Annotated in this window: 15 protein-coding genes and 1 pseudogene; 14 read left to right on the top strand and 2 right to left on the bottom strand. The window is 38.8% G+C overall.

Annotated elements, in window-relative coordinates; translation table 11 throughout:
* The first annotated feature begins 37 nt into the window (after positions 1 to 37).
* The 9 genes from T498_RS0108470 to T498_RS0108425 all read left to right on the top strand — a co-directional run bounded on the left by T498_RS0108470 (position 38) and on the right by T498_RS0108425 (position 12,439).
* The gene (locus tag T498_RS0108470; protein WP_028235536.1) at positions 38 to 2,977 is read left to right on the top strand and encodes a TOTE conflict system archaeo-eukaryotic primase domain-containing protein; all 2,940 of its coding nucleotides are present in this window, start codon (positions 38 to 40) and stop codon (positions 2,975 to 2,977) included.
* Between the two features lie 91 nt (positions 2,978 to 3,068).
* The gene (locus T498_RS0108465) at positions 3,069 to 3,698 is read left to right on the top strand and encodes a flavin reductase family protein (protein WP_028235535.1); all 630 of its coding nucleotides are present in this window, start codon (positions 3,069 to 3,071) and stop codon (positions 3,696 to 3,698) included.
* Positions 3,699 to 3,701: 3 nt separating this feature from the next.
* The gene (locus T498_RS15370; RefSeq protein WP_036978223.1) at positions 3,702 to 4,100 is read left to right on the top strand and encodes a hypothetical protein; all 399 of its coding nucleotides are present in this window, start codon (positions 3,702 to 3,704) and stop codon (positions 4,098 to 4,100) included.
* Positions 4,101 to 4,312: 212 nt separating this feature from the next.
* Positions 4,313 to 4,909, top strand: coding sequence for a hypothetical protein (locus T498_RS0108455; RefSeq protein ID WP_155951044.1), 597 nt, complete (start codon positions 4,313 to 4,315; stop codon positions 4,907 to 4,909).
* Positions 4,910 to 5,422: 513 nt separating this feature from the next.
* Positions 5,423 to 6,397, top strand: a complete 975-nt coding sequence (locus tag T498_RS0108445; protein ID WP_028235533.1) for a calcium/sodium antiporter — start codon at positions 5,423 to 5,425, stop codon at positions 6,395 to 6,397.
* A 21-nt stretch (positions 6,398 to 6,418) separates the two neighbouring features.
* Positions 6,419 to 7,438, top strand: a complete 1,020-nt coding sequence (locus T498_RS15365) for a Na/Pi cotransporter family protein (protein ID WP_051524683.1) — start codon at positions 6,419 to 6,421, stop codon at positions 7,436 to 7,438.
* Positions 7,439 to 7,453: 15 nt separating this feature from the next.
* Positions 7,454 to 8,122: a response regulator gene (locus T498_RS0108435; RefSeq protein WP_028235532.1), complete on the top strand. Its 669-nt coding sequence runs from the start codon at positions 7,454 to 7,456 to the stop codon at positions 8,120 to 8,122.
* A gap of 16 nt (positions 8,123 to 8,138) precedes the next feature.
* Positions 8,139 to 9,464 (top strand): sensor histidine kinase, encoded by a 1,326-nt coding sequence (locus T498_RS0108430; RefSeq protein ID WP_028235531.1) that lies wholly within the window; start codon positions 8,139 to 8,141, stop codon positions 9,462 to 9,464.
* Positions 9,465 to 9,541: 77 nt separating this feature from the next.
* Positions 9,542 to 12,439, top strand: a complete 2,898-nt coding sequence (locus T498_RS0108425; RefSeq protein WP_028235530.1) for a hypothetical protein — start codon at positions 9,542 to 9,544, stop codon at positions 12,437 to 12,439.
* A 60-nt stretch (positions 12,440 to 12,499) separates the two neighbouring features.
* On the opposite strand, the gene T498_RS0108420 is transcribed toward T498_RS0108425, so the two are convergent.
* Positions 12,500 to 13,684, bottom strand: a complete 1,185-nt coding sequence (locus T498_RS0108420; protein ID WP_028235529.1) for a glycosyltransferase — start codon at positions 13,682 to 13,684, stop codon at positions 12,500 to 12,502.
* 122 nt (positions 13,685 to 13,806) lie between these two features.
* Between T498_RS0108420 and T498_RS0108415 the strand changes: the two genes are divergently transcribed.
* Genes T498_RS0108415 through T498_RS0108395 form a run of 5 tightly spaced genes read left to right on the top strand, consistent with a single transcriptional unit; the run spans position 13,807 to position 18,060 of the window.
* Positions 13,807 to 14,604: a glycosyltransferase family 2 protein gene (locus T498_RS0108415; RefSeq protein WP_028235528.1), complete on the top strand. Its 798-nt coding sequence runs from the start codon at positions 13,807 to 13,809 to the stop codon at positions 14,602 to 14,604.
* Positions 14,605 to 14,617: 13 nt separating this feature from the next.
* Positions 14,618 to 15,475 (top strand): lysylphosphatidylglycerol synthase domain-containing protein, encoded by an 858-nt coding sequence (locus T498_RS0108410; RefSeq protein ID WP_028235527.1) that lies wholly within the window; start codon positions 14,618 to 14,620, stop codon positions 15,473 to 15,475.
* Position 15,476: 1 nt separating this feature from the next.
* Positions 15,477 to 16,931, top strand: a complete 1,455-nt coding sequence (locus tag T498_RS0108405) for a hypothetical protein (protein WP_028235526.1) — start codon at positions 15,477 to 15,479, stop codon at positions 16,929 to 16,931.
* Positions 16,924 to 17,316: a capsular biosynthesis protein gene (locus T498_RS0108400; protein WP_028235525.1), complete on the top strand. Its 393-nt coding sequence runs from the start codon at positions 16,924 to 16,926 to the stop codon at positions 17,314 to 17,316. Before T498_RS0108405 ends, T498_RS0108400 begins: the two co-directional genes overlap by 8 nt.
* Before the next feature lie 12 nt (positions 17,317 to 17,328).
* Positions 17,329 to 18,060 (top strand): glycosyltransferase family 2 protein, encoded by a 732-nt coding sequence (locus T498_RS0108395; protein ID WP_028235524.1) that lies wholly within the window; start codon positions 17,329 to 17,331, stop codon positions 18,058 to 18,060.
* 1,341 nt (positions 18,061 to 19,401) lie between these two features.
* Here the strand turns inward: T498_RS0108395 and T498_RS15360 are convergent.
* A pseudogene (locus T498_RS15360) lies at positions 19,402 to 19,621 on the bottom strand (IS110 family transposase); the annotation flags it as partial.

The following is a 19,621-nucleotide window of genomic DNA, read 5'->3' as shown; positions in this document are numbered from 1 at the left end:
GGCAATCAAAATAAGGAAACGGAGAAACTATTAAATTATGTTTAACCCATCAAGCCATACCCTAGATACATTACGCAGAATAATAAGAAATTTGCAGCGCGAGAATAAAGAGCTTAAGGCTCTTTTGCATTCAAATAACATTGAAATCACTGATAACATAACAATTTCAACGAACGATGTATCTGACGAATATGACGAGGATCAAGGCGCAAGAATCATACCAATGAATCCTACTTTGCAAATGGCGAAAGAATTCTATGGTAGATTTTGGGGACGTGAGGATGTTTATGCCAGAAGAGGGAAGAATGGTGGATATTTTCCTCAGTGTAAGAATAGATGGGATGCAGCTGTTTGTCCGAAGGCTGCAGGAGAGAAGGTATTTTGTGACGAAGATTGTCCTGGTAAAAGATGGGAGAGGCTTAATGCAAATATCATATTAAATCACTTAATTGGAAAAAGAGAAGATTGTACAGACGTTATCGGCGCATATCCTTTATTACCGGGGGATGTGTGTCGTTTTTTAGTGTTTGACTTTGATAATCATGCAAAGGACTCTTATAAAAATGATGATGCGAATACTAATGAGGAATGGAAGACAGAAGTCGATTCACTTCGAGAAATATGTAAACAATGCGGTATTGATGCCCTGGTGGAGCGTTCTAGGTCTGGTAGAGGTGCCCATGTATGGATATTATTCAATGAGCAAGTTCCGGCAAGTCTAGCCCGAAATTTTGGATTTGCATTATTGGAAAAAGGGGCATCAGAGGTTAATCTTACATCTTTTAAATTTTACGATAGAATGTATCCTTCGCAAGATGTATTGAGTAAACTAGGGAATCTTGTAGCTCTGCCGTTGCAAGGACAAGCATTGAAGGATGGCAATAGTGCATTTGTTGATGAGAATTGGAATGCATATAGTGATCAGTGGCAAGCCTTGTTAAGCGCAAGAAAAATATCGAAATCTGAGATTGAAAAATATCTACAAGAATGGTTGGGTACATCGCTAATCAATAAAGTAATATTGAGGAGGGGCGAACTAAAACCATGGCAGCAAGAAGATAGATTAATCAAAGCGGATGTTGTTGGTGGTACATTACATATGGTTCAAGAAGATGGCATATATGTTGATACTTTAAACATAATGCCACGTTTAGCGAATTGTATCAGAAGATTGGCTACTATAGATAATCCAGAATTCTATAAAAACAAGCGTCTTGGTCATTCTAATTATTACAACTTTAGAACTATATATTTAGGAAAAGATGAAAATGGATTTATTAGAGTTCCTCGTGGATTAAAAGATAAAATTATTGATAAATGCAAGCAGGCAGGAATTGAATATGATATCGAAGACAATCGTCAGATTGGTAAACCAATCAGAGTGAGTTTTAATGGACAACTTAAACCCGAGCAAAAGGTTGCGATGGATAATTTATTAAAATATGACGAAGGAATACTAAGTGCTGCTACTGCTTTTGGAAAAACGGTAGTTTCTGCGTATATCATATCAAAACGTAAAGTAAATACATTAATTCTTATAGAAAGCGCAAGTCTTTTACAACAATGGGTGGATGAGCTAAACAGGTTTTTAATTGTGGATGAAAAACCGCCTGTATATTACACAAAAACCGGTCGCGAAAAAAGGCGTGACTTAGTAATTGGTACATTATCATCTGGTGTAGACAAGACCACAGGGATAATTGATATTGCAATGGTTGGGTCTGCATATAAGAAGGGGCAATTCTTTGACAGGATAAATGACTATGGCTTGGTAATAATGGATGAGTGTCATCATGCCGCATCTAACCAGGCTACAGCAGTATTGAATAAAGTAAAATCAAAATACGTATATGGCGTATCTGCAACACCTCAGAGAAGTGATAAACTCGAACAAATAAATTATATGCTTTTAGGGCCAATACGACATGAATATACACCAAAGGAACAAGCTGAAGCACAAGGAATAGAGCGATTCGTATACCCACGATTTACAAGAGTTGTAAACATATCAGGAAAAGATTTAACTATACATGAAGCGGATGAGTTGATTGTATCGTCAGTAGATAGAACTAATCAGATTGTAACCGATGTTGATTTATGTGTAAAAGAGGGCAGAACTACGCTTATACTTGTAAAGAGAAAGAAACATGTGGAAATTTTAGAGAAAGCACTAAGTGGTCATGCAAAACATGTATTATTGATATATGGAGACCAATCTGCAAAAGAAAACAATCGTGTTAAACTTGAGTTAGATAAAATACCTTCAGATGAATCTGTTATTGTCATTGCTACAGGTTCAATGGTTGGAGAAGGTTTTAATTGTCCAAGATTAGATACACTGATGCTTGCTGCACCGGTTAAATTTGAAGGGAAATTAACGCAATATGTTGGACGACTTAGCAGAGCCTGTGATGGGAAAAATGAGGTAATAGTTTATGATTATGTGGATTCTCATATAAAATTTTTTAATCGACAATATAGAAGTAGGCTGCATACATATAAAAGACTTGGATACAAAATTATTTCTGATATTAGGACGGATAAACAAAAGACAAATATGATATTTGACAATAAAGATTATTATGAAACATTTGCGAGAGATTTAGTTGAAGCTAATAAAGAAATAGTGATTTCAAGCCCACTTTTACGAGCCGATAAAGTCGAAAGGATGGTTGAGCTTGTGAAAGCAAGACAAGAAGCGGGAGTCGAAATAACAGTAATAACTTTATCGCCAGAAGAGGTCGGCTATGGAGATGTGATAGATTTATATGCCATGCATGATGAAATGCGTCAGGCGGGAATATATGTCAGATTAGAGAAAAAGGAAAATGAACATTTTGCTGTGATAGATAGAAATATTGTTTGGCACGGCGGAATGAATTTACTTGGAAAAGCTGATGTTTGGGATAATCTAATCAGGATTGAGAATGAGAAGGCTGCTGAAGAACTGCTAGAATTAGTTGATGCTGATTTGTAGAAAAGAAAGAATCTATAGATATTTTTTACACAAAAATATAGAATATAATAAATACTAATATCGCACAAAAGGAGGGGTCACTATGGGGAAAATGGACACTAAAGCTATGTACAAGCTTTCTTATGGACTATTTGTATGCACGGCCGTTCAGGGGGAAAAGATAAACGGCTGTATCATCAACACTGCAATTCAGGCTGCATCAGAGCCAAACACAATCACAGTAGCGATAAATAAAGCCAATTACACACACGACATGGTAAAAGCTACAGGTGTTCTTAATGTTTCGGTCATTAGTGAAGAGGCTAGCTTTGACTTGTTCAAGCATTTTGGCTTCCAGTCAGGAAGAGATGTGGACAAGTTTGCAGATTATCCTGCGGCAAATTATGCTACTGCAGAAAATGGCATCCCATATATCACATCTGGCACTAATGCCTATTTTTCTCTTAAGGTAAAAGAAACAGTAGATTTGGGCTCCCACACTCTATTTGTTTGCGAGCCAACAGCGATGGAAGTGCTGGCAGCCGCACCTTCTTGTACATATAGCTACTATCAGGACAACATCAAGCCAAAGCCAGAGGCCGTTGGCACCACTCCAAAGGGCGAAACAATCTGGCGCTGCCGCATCTGCGGATACGAATGGGTGGGAGAAGAGCTTCCTGATGATTTTATCTGTCCAATATGCAAGCATCCGAAAGCAGATTTTGAAAAGATTACGAGGTAGAACATGCGAAAATCATTCGATCGTATCCACGATATAATACTAAAAATGCCAAGCTTCCTTGAAAAAGTGGTGGCTGCCATATTGCTTATAGGAGTAGGCTACAGCTGTATTCAGTTGGGCATTCATGTGCTTTCCATGACAGAGCTGGCATTTGATGTTTATGTTGAGGATATATTGCTCACGGCTTTCAATGCAGTAATTGTCATTGAGTTCATTCGAATGCTGATAAAGCACTCTATGAACACGGTTGTGGAAGTGCTGATATTTGCAATCGCAAGAGGGCTTGTAGTAGGACACGAGGCTCCACTTGAAACTTTGGTTAGAATTGTCTGCATAGCGATACTTCTTGCCTGTCGCAAGTTTTTGTTTAGAGATTTCGATTTTGAAGAAGATACAATCTAGGAAGGCGAAACCTGATGAAAATTATAGACTACAAGAATTCCCTGGTGGACAGCTATAAAAAGAACAAAAGGACTTTCATATTTTACCTAATCCTGCGTGGCTTGGTTATCCTCACTCTTGTGAGATGCATTCTAACTAGGAATTATGAAAGTGCAGCAATATGCGTCTTATCCTTGCTACTGTTTTTGATGCCTGCGTTTTTGCAGCAGAAAATGAAGATAGAGTTTCCTGCACTTTTTCAGGCTATCATATTTGGGTTTACCTACGCAGCAGAAATACTTGGCGAAGTTGATCACTATTATGTAAAGATTCCCGGTTGGGATACAATGCTTCACACCATGAATGGATTCTTGTGTGCCGCCATAGGATTTTCGCTGGTATACTTGCTCAACCGCGGCAGCGATAACATCAATCTGTCGCCATTTTATCTGACTTTGGTGGCCTTTTGTTTTTCTATGACAATAGGAGTGCTGTGGGAATTCTTTGAATTCACAATGGATCAGCTTTTCTTTGTGGATATGCAAAAGGATTTCATTGTTAATAACATTGGCTCGGTTACTCTCGACCCGGAAAATAGTGGCTTGCCTTATTTCATCGGAAATATCACAGATACTGTAATCAACACTGCTGATGGCAAATCATACACAGTGGCCGGAGGATATCTTGATATAGGAATCATCGATACCATGAAGGATTTGCTGGTCAATCTCATCGGCGCTGTAGTCTTTAGTATTATTGGCTACTGTACATTGAAATTCTCTAAGAAATCGGTCATCACAGATAGCCTTATGATTAAACCAGTTAAATAAAAGCAAAAAGATAACAAAAGCTCTGCCAGTGCGGCAGGGCTTTTTGCTATCTCAGTGCTACTATTTAGTCCTGATTGCATGTATATGATTATAATGTGTGCACATACATGCAATGTGAAGCAGGGTGAAATTAAATTTTGCATGTATCACAATAAATAGAGTAAAAATACATGCAATATATCAAAGCAAAAGTGGTTGTATTGCATGTACAATAAAAAAATAATTCACAATACATGCAAAGATAGAAATGAGTCTGGGAGAAATTGCATGTATACTATAGATTTATTTCAGATACATGCAAAGAAGCAAATCTGAGCTGCAAACATTGCATGTAAATAATAATAAAACATTAGATACATGCAAAATCATAGAATATAGAATCGGAGCAATGGATGCGACAAGAGATTCCTAGATTGATTAGTGGCATTTGCTCTAAGAAAACAGTGTGATTCAAATAAATATCTATTTTACATACTCTTTACATTCCCCATTTATCATCAAATCATGATGATTATGACAATTATATTTTTGATGGTAGGTTTCGCATTGCTTGTAAAAGGCGCAAATTATTTTGTGGATGGCAGTGCCGCCTTGGCGAAAAACTTCAGAGTGAATCCGTTGATAATAGGCCTGACAATTGTGGCCTGTGGCACCAGTGCACCAGAGCTTGCAGTGAGTCTTTCTGCAGCGGCCGAAGGTTCTAGTGAGATAGCATTAAGTAACATTATTGGATCAAATACCTTCAACTTACTAGGAATCCTTGGCATATGTGCTGTGATGTCGCCGATAATTGTGGAAAAGACGATAATCAAAAGGGACTTTGCGGTCACAACAATTTCCACAGTGCTGCTGTTTGTAGGAATAGCAGGATTTACGATTGTAGGAAAAATCCCGGCGATAGGAGATATTACTACAAAGAATGTAGCAAGAATCTCAGGGCTAGGTGGTGCAATGCTGTTAGGCGGATATGTAATGTACATCATTTACATCTTCATGAAAGCACAAGGAAAGGAGGATGAAGAATATGAAGGTGTAAAAACAATCCCTAATAAGAAGTGTGTGCTGTATCTGATAGCAGGAGTGATAATGATTATCCTAGGTGGCAAAACAGTTGTTAATAGTGCTAAAGCTCTAGCACTCATGGCAGGAATGTCAGAGACACTAATAGGACTTACTATTGTAGCCATTGGAACATCTCTCCCAGAACTTGTAACTTCGGTGGTTGCTACAAGAAAAGGGCAGATTGGAATAGCATTAGGAAATGTATTGGGATCAAACATATTTAATCTGCTGTTCATTTTAGGGGTATCCGCAATTATCACACCAATATATGTAAATGTAGCATCAGTTTACGACCTATTCATCCTATTAATTGTCACAATCATCACATGGTTATTCGCATTTACGGAGCATAAGCTTAACAAGACAGAAGGAGTGATTATGCTTGTAATGTACGGACTTGCCATGGCTTACGCGATTATTAGATGACATAAATTAAAGGGGAATGAGATGAGTATATTTTCAGTAATATCATTATTAGGTGGCCTTGCGCTATTCCTATTTGGCATGAAATTCATGGGAGAGAGCTTAGAGAAGATAGCATCAGGAAAGCTAGAGAGAATTCTGGCAAGGCTCACTGGCAAAACGTATCAGTCAGTGTTGTTAGGTGCTGCAGTTACGGCGGTGATTCAGTCTTCGTCAGCCACAACAGTTATGGTTGTGGGCTTTGTAAATTCAGGTATAATGAATCTAAGGCAGGCAGTAGGTATTATAATGGGTGCAAACATCGGCACCACATTGACATCGTGGATACTGTCTCTATCGGGGATAGAGAGCGATGCATTTTTGATAAAGATGCTTAAGCCTTCTTCGTTTGCTCCGGTGATAGCGCTGATAGGCGTAATACTATATATGACTGCAAAAGAAAATGCTAAAAAGCTTCACATCGGTGGCATTTGTATAGGCTTTGGAATCCTAATGCACGGCATGGAAACAATGAGCACAGCCATGCATCCACTGGCGGAAAGCGAGACATTTTCAGCTGTTCTTTTAGCAGTATCAAATCCGATTTTTGGAATAGTTGTAGGCATGATTTTCACAGCTGTCATTCAAAGCTCATCAGCATCGGTGGGAATCCTGCAGGCCCTTTGCATGGCAGGAAATGTCAGCTTTGCTTCGGTGATTCCTATAGTTTTAGGGCAAAATATTGGCACCTGCGCGACAGCCCTATTATCTTCTGTAGGAGCGACCAAAAATGCAAAAAGGGCATCGATGATACATCTGTATTTCAATTTGATTGGAACAGCAGTGTTTGTGGTAGTTTTCTATACTGCTAATCTATTTATGAAATTTGGTTTTATGCAGCAGGTCGCTAGCCCTGTGGCAGTAGCTGCGATACATTCAGTTTTTAATATAGGCTGTACACTTTTGCTTTATCCTTTTGCAAATCAGCTTGTTAGCTTGGCGAGTAGCTCAGTCAGGGATGATTATAAACCCGCTTCGAAAGCCACGGCGCAGCTGAAGGCATAGGAGAAAGGAGGATAGATGGCTTTAATTTATATTGTTGAGGATGATGATAACATCAGAGAAATAGAAGAGTTTGCTCTTGGGAATGCAGGATTTACTGCTAAAAGCTTCCCTGACGGAGCAGGCTTTTTTGAGTATTTGGAAAAGAAAATTCCGGATTTGGTATTGCTTGATATAATGCTTCCAGATGAGAGTGGAAATGAGATTGTAAGGCAGCTTCGCGCCAGTGAAATTACTAAGAATATTCCGGTAATAATGGTGACTGCCAAGACTTCCGAGCTTGATTTGGTAAGAGGTCTTGATAATGGAGCTGATGATTATATCAAAAAGCCATTTTCGGTGATGGAGCTTATTTCGAGAGTGAAGGCGCTACTTCGCAGAACCTTAGAAGATGAGGCAGTGATAATTCGTATAGACGAATTGATTTTAGATGATATGAAGCACCAGGTAACTATTGCAGATAAGCCGGTTGAGCTTACATATAAAGAGTATGAGCTATTAAAATATTTGGTTATGAACAGAGGGATTGTCCTAAAGCGAAGCCAGATAATGGATAGGATTTGGGGCATGGATTATGAATTGGAATCCCGCACACTTGATATGCATATCAAGACATTGCGAAGCAAACTTGGCGATTATGGCGCCAGAATAAGAACAGTTAGAAATGTTGGATATGTGGTAGATTAGGCCGCTAGGAGGCTTTATGGAAAAGAAGATTTTCAGCAGATTTATAGTGCTTATTATACTGACAACGCTATTATCAACCCTGTGCTGCGCGCTGGCATTTTATACCCTTTTTGAAAAGCAGGTTCATGAGGATATGCAGGTTACAGCGCAGATATTCAAGGATACAGAATTCTTTGATGATGCTGATATTACAAAGCTTGAAAATAATCCTAAGCTTAGTGGAACAAAGCTAAGAGTGACCTTACTTGATGCAGAGGGCACCGTATTATTTGACAACACAGTACGAGCAGGCCTTATGGAAAATCACGCCGATAGACCGGAAATCAAAAAGGCTAAGGAAAATGGCTGGGGTGAAAAAATCCGTAAATCCGATACTGTGGGCCATGTAGATTATTACTACGCAATCACTTTAAATGATGGTAAGATTCTAAGAATCTCAAAAGAAATAGATAGCATATTCATGGTTCTTGGCATGGCGTTGCCGTTTAGTGCGGCCATTGTCATAATCATTTCATATATTGGAATTATCATCACAAAGCTTTTGACAAAGAAGCTGATAGCACCAATCGATGCGGTGGCAGGAAAGCTTGATGATGAATATGTTGAGGCTCCTTATCCAGAGCTGGAGCCATTTATGAGTAAGATACGAAAGCAGCATGAGCAGGTGCTTGAATCAGCAAAAAAGATGCAGGACTTTTCAACCAATGCCAGTCATGAGCTTAAGACTCCACTTACAGCCATATCTGGCTATGCCCAGCTTATTGAAGGGGGCGAATTGGATGCTGAAAGGATTACACATTTTTCTCATGAAATAGATAGAAACGCAAGCAGAATGCTTAATTTAATAGATGACATAATAAAGCTTTCAAAGCTTGATACTCCAGAACTGGCAGCGCAGTTTGAAAAGGTCGATTTGTATCAAATCGCCAAGGAATCATTAGCAGAACACGCGGAGGCAGCCGCAGCAAAAAACATAGATTTGCAGCTAGAGGGAACATCCACAATAGTAGGTGGAATACCAAATCTGCTTGGTGAACTACTTGATAATCTTGTGCAAAACTCTATCCGCTACACGGATGAAGGTGGAAAAGTGTTGATTCGTATATACGAATTAGATGGATGCAAATATCTATCTGTGGAGGACAACGGAATAGGAATTCCAAGCGATGACATAGACCGAGTATTCGAAAGATTCTACAGGGTTGATAAAAGCCGCTCGAAGGCTGGGGGTGGAACAGGACTGGGCCTTGCAATTGTAAAACACATCGCAGACATTCATGAGGCCGAAATAGAAATTGAAAGCCAGCTTAATTCAGGCACAAAAGTGACCGTGGTATTTTAAAAGATTAATTGATGTAACTAAACGTTTTTTAGTATATAATCAATAGGAATCTAAAATATGTATTAAGGAAAATTAAAATGAATATACAAACGGACACAACCAAAAAACGAATCATCACACTGGGTGTAATGCTGATATTAGGGGCTGTTGCAATTCTTGTGTACACTGCACTTACTGGCAATACTAATCAGGAATTTACCGATGTTGTTGTTGAGTACACGGCCATGGATGGCAGCAACAAAAGCGCAGAGCGCAGCCTGTTTTATATCTTTTCTCTGATTGGGATTTTGATTTATGGATTTATATTCCTAAAGAGTAAATGGGGAGCTGTATCAGATGCCGAAAGAAAGCTCAGCGGAATTGATATTATATGCGTGGGCCTTGTGGTGTCATTTGTTACAAATCTTGTTATTTATAAAAGTGTAAATGCCATTACGGTTGCGGCACTTGTTTTGACTGCGGTGGTTTTCATAAAGGATAGGACAAAGGCAGTAAATACGCTGGCGCTATTTTTCATCTGTGTATACGCAGTTTTAGGTGCATACCGAGGTTTGGTTTTTGCTGGCGCGAAATTTGAAATTAGCATCACAGTGGTTGCAATCATAGCGCTACTAATCACAGCCGTGATTACACTTGTGTGTAATGATGATGTGGCGAACCTTAGATCAATCTTGATAGCGCAGCTTTTGGTGCCACTTACACTTCTTGTGTATCTCATGTCTGATTATATATATAATGGCGAGACGATGCACATCCACATTTCATCACGTGTGACATTATTGATTCTTGTGATTGTTGCTGGCTTTGTGCTAGAGGCTGTCATTAAGATTAAAAAAGCATGGAACAGTCCACAAAATCTGTCCGATGTGCTATGCTTCGGTGCTTGCGTAAGCATCATGGCGTTTAATCGCTTTAGTGGCACAGGCTCGATTATGCTTAGCGATTTGCATCATCCATTTGAAAACCTTATTGGCTATTCACAGATGTTTGAGCTGGGACAGAAGGCCTTTAGCGAATACATCCCTGTTTCAGGAATGTACTCAATCATTCATGGGCTTTTCTTTAAGGTGTTTGGTTTAGGCTATGGAGGATTTTACTTCCTCTCGACCAATCTGTTTTACCTTGCAATCATATTCGTTATTGTATTTTTGTTAAGACGTCAGCTTAAGGCCGAATGGGTGCTGGTGATTTCGCTGGTATTCATGGTTACAGATTACAACCGTGTGGCGCTAATCGTTCCAATTATCCTGCTTTTGACATGGCCTGCACTTATTGCTAAAAAGAATCTTTGGCTAAAGGCATGGTTCTTAACAAGCTTTGTTCACGCACTATATTATCCAGTGTTTGGTGCAGCAGTGTGCTTTGGATTTTTGCCACTTGGTATCTGGCAGATATACACTTATGCAAAATCAGGTCAGCTTTTAAAGGATGTTAAGACTGTAAAATTCTGGGCTTGGTGGGGCGTGTGCTGTATTCCTGTCTTGTGTGGATTGGGCTGGCTTATCGGCACAGCAAAGCATATGCTTGCTATGGGTTCCCAGACTATTTTTGCAGATGGAGTAGCCCGTTTTGGTCAGGCGGTTGCAGATGGTTTTCTACCATATATTTCAAATGTACCAGTCAGATTGATTGCATATTATCTGTTTTCTTATTTGATTATGATTGCAATCATTTGGATTTCAGTGGCTCTGTTTTTGAGAAGCGGTAATGCTACACTGGAAAAATGGAAGCTAAAGATTGCCAATCCAGAGGCGGCATTTATCGCAATTTCTATTGCGCTGATGATGCTGATTTCATTTAGCTATACGGTAGTTCGCTTTGATTATTATGATATTTATTCACGTAGCGATGGCGTTATTCGCGCAGCAGTTGTAGTGCTTATCATATTGATTGCAAGATATTTTTATAAATCAAAAAATGCACTTTGGATATTCGCATTTACGATATTTATCACATCAGCAGTTGCAGGTGAAGCCTTCTTTGGTGCTGGTGCCGATGAAAAGTTGGAAGCAAGTTACACAGTTCCCGAGGGTTATGTGTATGTTGCAAACAATGAGCCTCGCTTGGGCGAATGCTTCCTGGCAACGGATTCATACGAATACATTAGCCATATCAATGACTACATGAACACCCTTGATAAGGATAGATCTTACTTAGGAATCGTGGATAGCTTTGGCCTTTATTACCTTTGCAATATGAAGGGCGATTCTGCCATGGAAATCCTCAACACAATCAAAGGCTATGGCGCGGTTGAAGAGACGGTAGAGGTTATTAGAAACAACGATACTATCGTGGGTATGAATATCAGCCCATTTAGAAATTATTACTTCTATCATTGGCTTGTGACATCCGGAGATTACGTGTTTGATAATGATGCCAGATTATTCTTCCCTAACGATGGCAGTGTTTCAAAGGAAGAAATCCTGGAGCAGAATAAAAACATCAGCCTAAACCTTTCTACGGAAGCAGATGAGATTGGGGCTGTAGCAGGCTCATTTGGCTCATCACTAGAGACTCTGATGCCAGTATTTACTGAGAAGAATTTCGATTATTCTGTGGAGGAAGATGGTGAAGGAGTAGAGCTTGATTTCGCAGAAGAATTTGATGGTGATGAAGCAGATTTCATGTACATAGAATTTGAAGGCGTGGATGATAATTACGATTACAGCTTATACAGCTATCACGACCCAGTATTCTACGACCAGTACAAAAACAGCATTGTAAGATTTTTGATGAAGAAGATTTACAATGATGGAATGGCTGTCACTGTTGCATGGACAAATGAAGCAGGAGAGGAAATCTCAATGACTTGCGACATGGATGAAGGCAAGCTTCTTCTTCCACTTGGTGCAGCAAGAGGCTGGCTTTTGAACAACCATGATTATGTCACAATCAAGGTGCAGCAGAACGATGAAGTGATTGCAATGCCAAAGATAAAAGATATAAAGATGCTAAAACTTAGAGAAGTAGAGTAATAAAAAAGGCTTCTCCCTTTCAAGGGAGAAGCTGTTACCTTAGGTGACTGATGAGGGTTATTATTCCCCATTCACAATCACCTTCAAATATTCATTTATAGCTCTATCATTAGAAATTTTCTCCATATAATCTGAAACAGGCTCCACCTCTGAAATTTTTCCCAGCGCATCATAGATAGCTTTCGCTGATTTTTCTTTCAGAGTCATCCCATAAAACCCAGCACTTTCAGGGCTTCCACCAGTATCATAGGTAATCACAGGTGTGCCACAGGCAATAGCCTCCAGATTTGTGGTAGGATAATTATCTTCATATGTAGCATTCACAAATACATAGGCCGCAGAGTAAAGCTCCACAAGTTCCTTAACAGAATCAGTACGCTCGATGCCGATTATGTTTGCGGGAAGTGAAGCAATATGCTCTTTTGATAATCCTACTAAAACCACTCTATAAGAATCATCAAGCATATCTGCAAGTTCTATAAAATCAGCCATACCCTTTCTTCGATCCCAAACAGCAGCAACGCCAAGAATCACTTTTTTATCAGAAATTCCGAGACGCGATAATATGTTGCTTTCAGTAGGTTTGAATGTATCTAAAACCACTCCATTGTGAATAGTGGTGACAGGATATTCAGCCATGTAAGATTGCTTAACTAAGCCTTCCAACCAATAGGAAGGGGTTACAATCGTAAGGTTTGGAATACCAGTAAAATACAGCTTCTTCAACGAATAATTTCTAGCAGATTTATCAGGCCCAATTCGCTTTGGATACACTCCATTTTGCGGGCAGTTGCCACAGCCACTTTTATATTTCTCACAGTTTTCGTAATTGAAATACATGCAGTGTCCTGTAAAGCTCCAACAATCATGCATGGTCCAGATAATCTTTTTACCACAGTCCTTTAGATAATCGAAAAGCACAGGATAATTGATATAGTACCCATGTATGTTGTGAAGATGAATCACATCAGGATCATATTCCTTTACCCAAGCAACAAAATCTTCAGTAGCTTTCTTACTGCCAAGTCCCATTCCATCAAGTAATCTGGCCTTAAGTCCGTGCAGCTTCACATCAAAAGAGCTTCCAATTTTTACCGCAAAACGCTGGAATTCGGCAGGCACATGTTCACGTCCATATGCTATTTTTACCTCGTGGCCCTGCTGCTCCAAGCCTTTTGCGATATCTGTACAGATGCGCCCTGTGCTTCGAATGCCGCAAACCACATTAATCATAAGTATTTTCAAGGTGGCAATCCTCTGATAAATATTGTAATATATCTATGTATGCCAACGTGTAAATCAAGGCACACATATAAAAATATATTATCTGTGTTTAGGATAAAAATCAAATAAATCAGGAGATTTCCATGGAAAATAAAATTCTATTATTTATACCTATGTACAATTGCGAAAAGCAGATTACAAGAGTGCTTGGTCAGCTTACAGATGAGGTATGTTCTTACCTTTCAGAGGTAATCATTATTAACAATCGTTCTACTGATAATGGCGAGCAGGTGGTTCAGGATTATCTTAACGATAAGAAGCTGCCGGTAAAGGTTTCACTTTTTAGAAATGATGATAACTATGGACTTGGCGGCTCCCACAAGGTAGCTTTTAAGTATGCAATGGAGCATGACTTTGATTATGTCATCCTTCTTCACGGTGATGATCAGGGGGATATTTCAAACATCTTGCCTTATCTTAAGAACAAGGAATATGAGAAGTATGATTGCTTCCTTGGCGCTCGTTTTATGAAAGGTTCTAAGCTTCAGGGCTATTCAAGCTTTAGAACATTTGGTAACAAAGTTTACAACATGCTGTTTTCAATTGGTTGCGGTTACAAGGTTTATGACTTGGGCTCAGGCCTCAACATGTACAATGTAAACATCCTTAAGGATAAGTTTTATTTTAAATATAAAGACAACCTGGTATTCAACTATTGCATGGTTATGGGACAGGCATTTTACAAGCATAAGGTAAAGTTTTTCCCAATAATTTGGCGTGAGGACGACCAGGTTTCTAACGTAAAGATGGTAAACCAGGCTATGGTTGTCTTGAAGCTTTTGGGTTCTTTTATTATCAACAAGAAAAAGTTTGTTACAGAAGAGCATAGAGATAGAGTAATCGAGGATTACACAGCTCAGGTGATTTATACAAACGAGTAGTAGTGGTGGAGTGATGAATAGAAAATCTTTCGTCTATAATTTAATAAATATTTTAGTGTTGTTTGCGGCAGCACTAATCTTTTTTTACAACTATAATATTTCAAGCTTGTCTGAAAGCGTTGATGTGACTAACATACTTATAGTTACAGCTACGGTTGTGATAGTGCATTTTCTAAAAGCATTCAGATTGTATTTGGCGCTTTATGGCGCAGGTCTTAGTGCATCTAGCTACGCTAAGATTTATTGTAAGGTAACACCTGTCAGCATACTGCTTCCATTTAAGTTGGGCGAGCTTTTTAGGATGTATTGCTACGGCTATCAGATTAACAACATCTTAAAAGGTGTAATCACAGTGCTGCTTGACAGATTTATGGATACTATCGCACTTGTAACAATGATAATTGCCATGTGGCTTTACAGCGGCCAGCCGATAATCCCGCTAGTATATCTGCTTGTTGTATTTATTGTTGCAGCCTTAGTGATTTTCATTGTATTCCCAGGCCTGTATTCATACTGGAAGAAATATTTGCTTAGAGCAAAGGCTACACCTCACAAAATCGCGGTGTTACACTTTTTAGATAAGACTAATCTGGTCTACGAAGAGATTGCAAATGTGTCACGAGGTCGAGGCATCATATTATATGTCCTATCTTTACTTGCATGGATAGTGGAAATCGGAAGCATTGTGATTATGAGCAAGATAAATGATGCAGGAGCATTAACACCTAAGATTTCCGAGTATTTACGCTCAGCTTTAAGCGGCACACAGTCGCCAGAGCTAAAGCAGTTTATTTTGATAAGCGTTATTCTAATGATTGTGATTTATCTTTTGGTAAAGGCCTGCGGCACAGCCAAGGGTGAAAGGAATTAGCATGAAGACAATAGTTATTTATGATGATACAGGAAGAAAGAGCGAGGTAATCGCTGATATTATTGGAGAAAAGGGCTTTGCTGATGTCGTAGTTAAAAAGCGCTGCCTTGAGGAATACTATAAGGATGAGATGGAGCGCATCTTTTCAGATGTAGTTTGGAAGAAGGTTCATTCTGTATTTGAGTATGCTGATTTGGAAAAGCAGCTTGAGGTTTATAATGGCCAGGATGTCCGCTTAATCCACTGCTTTTCAAACTATATCTTCAGTGATGCGGCAGCTGCTAAGCTTTCTTTTGAGAAGCTTTCATTTATAGATGAGCCATTTGCAGCTCTTGCTGGTAACAGGGCTGTAGCAGTATTATTTCCTAACTTAGAAAGCTACATCGCATTCTGCAAGAATATCATTGCTGGCCGTAAGCCATGGGATTTGGCAAAGGAATGCGAAGAGCACTTTGAGATAGAAGGCATGGTAGATATTGGAATTATCATGAATTTCATCCAGTGTGTTACAGGCAATTTTGATTCCAGATATTTTAATAGCTTAAAGGGCAACGAATACACTCTTGTAAAGAGCTCTACAAACAAAAAGAAGATTAAGGCAGAGTACGATTTCTATCATCTCCTTCCAGAGGATATGAAGTACTGGTTTGTAATGCCTTTCAATTATCAAGAGACAGATGAGGCTGCCAGCTACACAATGGAACGCCTCCACATGACAGACCTTGCTATCAAATGGGTTCACGGCTCTATGGATGAATCAGAGTTTGAATCATTGATGGACAAATATTTTTACTTCTTTAAATGTCGTCATTCAAAGGCTTGTGATGACAGCCAGTATCAGGCTTGCGCCGATGCTCTTTATATCGACAAAGTAAATGACCGTATTGCTGATTTAAAGAAGCTTCCAGATTATGAGCAGATTGAACGCCTTCTTGCAGGGCATACAGATATTACAATCGATGGCTTGGTTAACAGATATTTTGCTTTGAAAGAAAAGATTGAAGCAAGAAACAAGTATCCTAGAGAAATGGTAATAGGCCATGGCGACCCATGCTTCGCAAATACGTTATATAATAAATCGACTCAGACCCTTAAGTTTATTGATCCTAAGGGCGCCAGCAAGGAAGAGGATTTGTGGACTAACCCATACTATGACATAGCAAAGCTAAGTCATTCAGTATGTGGTAAATACGATTTCTTCAACAATGGATTGTTTGATATCAGAATCGCAGAGGATTTCTCTTATGATTTAGAGATTCCATTTGATAATGCTCAGTACATGAGAATCTTCAGAGATAAGGTTCAGGAAAATGGATTTGATTATTTGACAGTTCGTATATACGAAGCGTCATTATTCCTATCTATGCTTCCATTGCACATTGACAACCCACACAAAGTCTTTGGCTTTATTTTGAATGTAGATAGAATTTTAAAGGAGATAGAAGCAGATGTTTAAGGATTATTCTTTCGTGTTTGATATTGATGGCACACTTTGTCCTATTAAGAAAAAGGATGAGCGCTATGAGGATCTTGTACCATTCCCAGAAATGATCGAGAAGCTCAGATACTACAAGGAAAACGGCGCACGCATCGTGCTTTACACATCTCGCAACATGAACACATACAATGGCAACCTTGGCCTTATCAACAAGCACACTGCAGCAGTACTAAACGAGTGGCTTGCAAAGTGGGATATCCCATACGATGAAATCGTATACGGCAAGGTTTGGCCAGGCCATAAAGGCTTTTATGTAGATGACAGAACTGTTAGACCAGACGAGTTTTTGAAGTACTCACCAGAGGAATTGGAAAAGATTTGTGAGGGTTCTAGACAGCAGTAGGGAGGTTTTATTATGGGAAAAATTGATGTAGTTATTACTATGGGCGGCCTTGGCTCTCGTTTTAGAAAAGCAGGATACAATGTGCCTAAATACATGATTGAGGCTAAGGGCAAGACATTATTCGAGTGGTCTTTGATCAGCTTAGAGGGCTACAAGGCAGATGTTAATCAGTACGTGTTTATAGCAATGGCTGATGAAGAAAATGATGTAAAGGGCTTTATTGAGTCTAAGTGCCAGGAGCTTGGCATTGAAAAGTATCACGTAATCATTTTAGATTACCTTACAGATGGCCAGGCTACTACAGCCATGAAAGCTGCTGAATTCTGGAGCCGCGATAATGCATTACTTATCTACAACATTGATACTTATGTAGAGGCTGGCGAAATGAATTCAGCTGAGCTCAAAGGAGATGGCTTTATCCCTTGCTTCCAGGCAGAAGGTGATCACTGGAGCTTTGTGAGACTTGATGATGCTGGAAAGGTTGTGGAAATCAAAGAAAAGCAGCGCATTTCTAATTACTGTACACTAGGCGCATACTATTTCAAGACTTGCGGCTTATACGAGGATTTATATAACGAGTACTACAGTAAGACTCAGGATTTAGTTAATGGTGAAAAATACGTTGCACCTTTATATGATTATCTTCTTTCAAAAGGCGGCGAGATTTACATTTCTGACATCGCACCAGAGAGAGTGCATGTGCTTGGCACACCTGAAGAATTACAGGCTTTTTTGAATGAATAGGTTTTTGTTTTTCCTCAGAAAAACAAGAACCGGAAATGGACCAATATTTTCTGAAAGAAAATGTTGCTTGGCGAAGCCAAGTTCTTGTGGGCGTTTTCCTTAAGTAGCCCACAAGAAGTCATAGAATCTTATCCCCAAGGACTATTGTTGTCCTTGGGGATTTTTTATGTGAATTAGTTCCTTGAAAAAAACTTATTGACAAATAATTTCTCAACCGTTATAGTACTCAATGAGTTTTGAAAGATTTTTTAACATATCACTTTTGCGGCAAAGTTATTAATTTCGCCGTGTTTTCCCAAATTTACGAGACATAAGAATAGGTTTTTGTAGATATCAGTTAATTGGAGTGTGGAATTATGCCTTTTGGCATAGTGTCTAATGTCCTGCGCCAATATAACTGATATTCTCAGGAATCTATGACTTTTTGCTGACAAAATAATGTAATGCTCAGCAGAAAAACAAAAACCGGACAAAGACCAATATTTTCTGCAAAAAATATTGCCTGGCGTGGTCAGGTCACAAGTTTTAAGCTACATCCTAAAATAATCTCCAAATTTGAAAACTGTCTCTGATTAGTTGCTTTTGCAAGCTATTAATAATCCTATTGCAAATATCTATATTAGAATATTTATTTGCTGGAAATATATTTTTGATTATTCCTAGCAATTGCATGCATTAAATACAATCTGAAAGGTAACATGCAATTTAGGGTATGAATTAATGTGAAATTGCATGTATTAGAATTTTTATAGTGTGTTACATGCAATATTTCCTGCATAGATTTTGGAGGGATTTAGCTATTGAGAAGCTGAAATAAAGTCTAAGTGTAAGGGTGAGTGGTAAACATGAGAAAATGTATGTATTAAAAATAATAATATTTATGTACATGCACTGAGCAGTGACGTTTGATATAAGATTGCATGCATATGCTCATAAAAAAAGCAGATACATGCAATTGGCTATGCGTACCACGAGCAAAATGCATGTTTACATCATTAAAAGTGCCTGGTACATGCACTAGTGCCAGTTGCATGTATGGAAATTGCATGTGTGAATCAAAGATTAAGAAGGATACATGCAAAAGTGTAAAATGGCGCTATTGTGATTACATGTATGGTGAGACAACTATTGATATACATGCAATTAGCCAAATCTGTGTAGAAACAATTGCATGTATCTGGACAATAAAGAGAAAAAAGCTGCAAATGCGGCTAAATAGCCTGCAAATAAAAAGTCAAGGCTAAATTAAAGAACAATGAAATTTTTATACAGGTTGAAAAGAAGGTATCAAAATAAGACCACCACAACCAGTGCTGGTCTGAATAGTTTTATTGATTGAGATTAATTCGATTCTGGAAGAGTGGCTAAGTATTCTTTCACTCGTCCATAGTAGATTCTTAGAAACTTGTTTGCACCGGCTGTCATATAGACATAGTAAGGCTTGCCTTGTGCCCGTTTCTTATCTAAGAACTGATAAACAGGATCGTCCTGTGGCATGGTTTTGATGAGTACATCCATTACCTGAAAGAGGGTTTTTCGTAAATTGGCGGAGCCTCTTTTA

It is taken from the genome of Pseudobutyrivibrio sp. MD2005, assembly GCF_000621865.1.
In the GTDB taxonomy this organism is placed as follows: Bacteria; Bacillota; Clostridia; order Lachnospirales; family Lachnospiraceae; genus Pseudobutyrivibrio.
The sequence above is the reverse complement of the archived record's forward strand: the minus strand, read 5'-3'. Positions and strand labels throughout refer to the sequence as shown.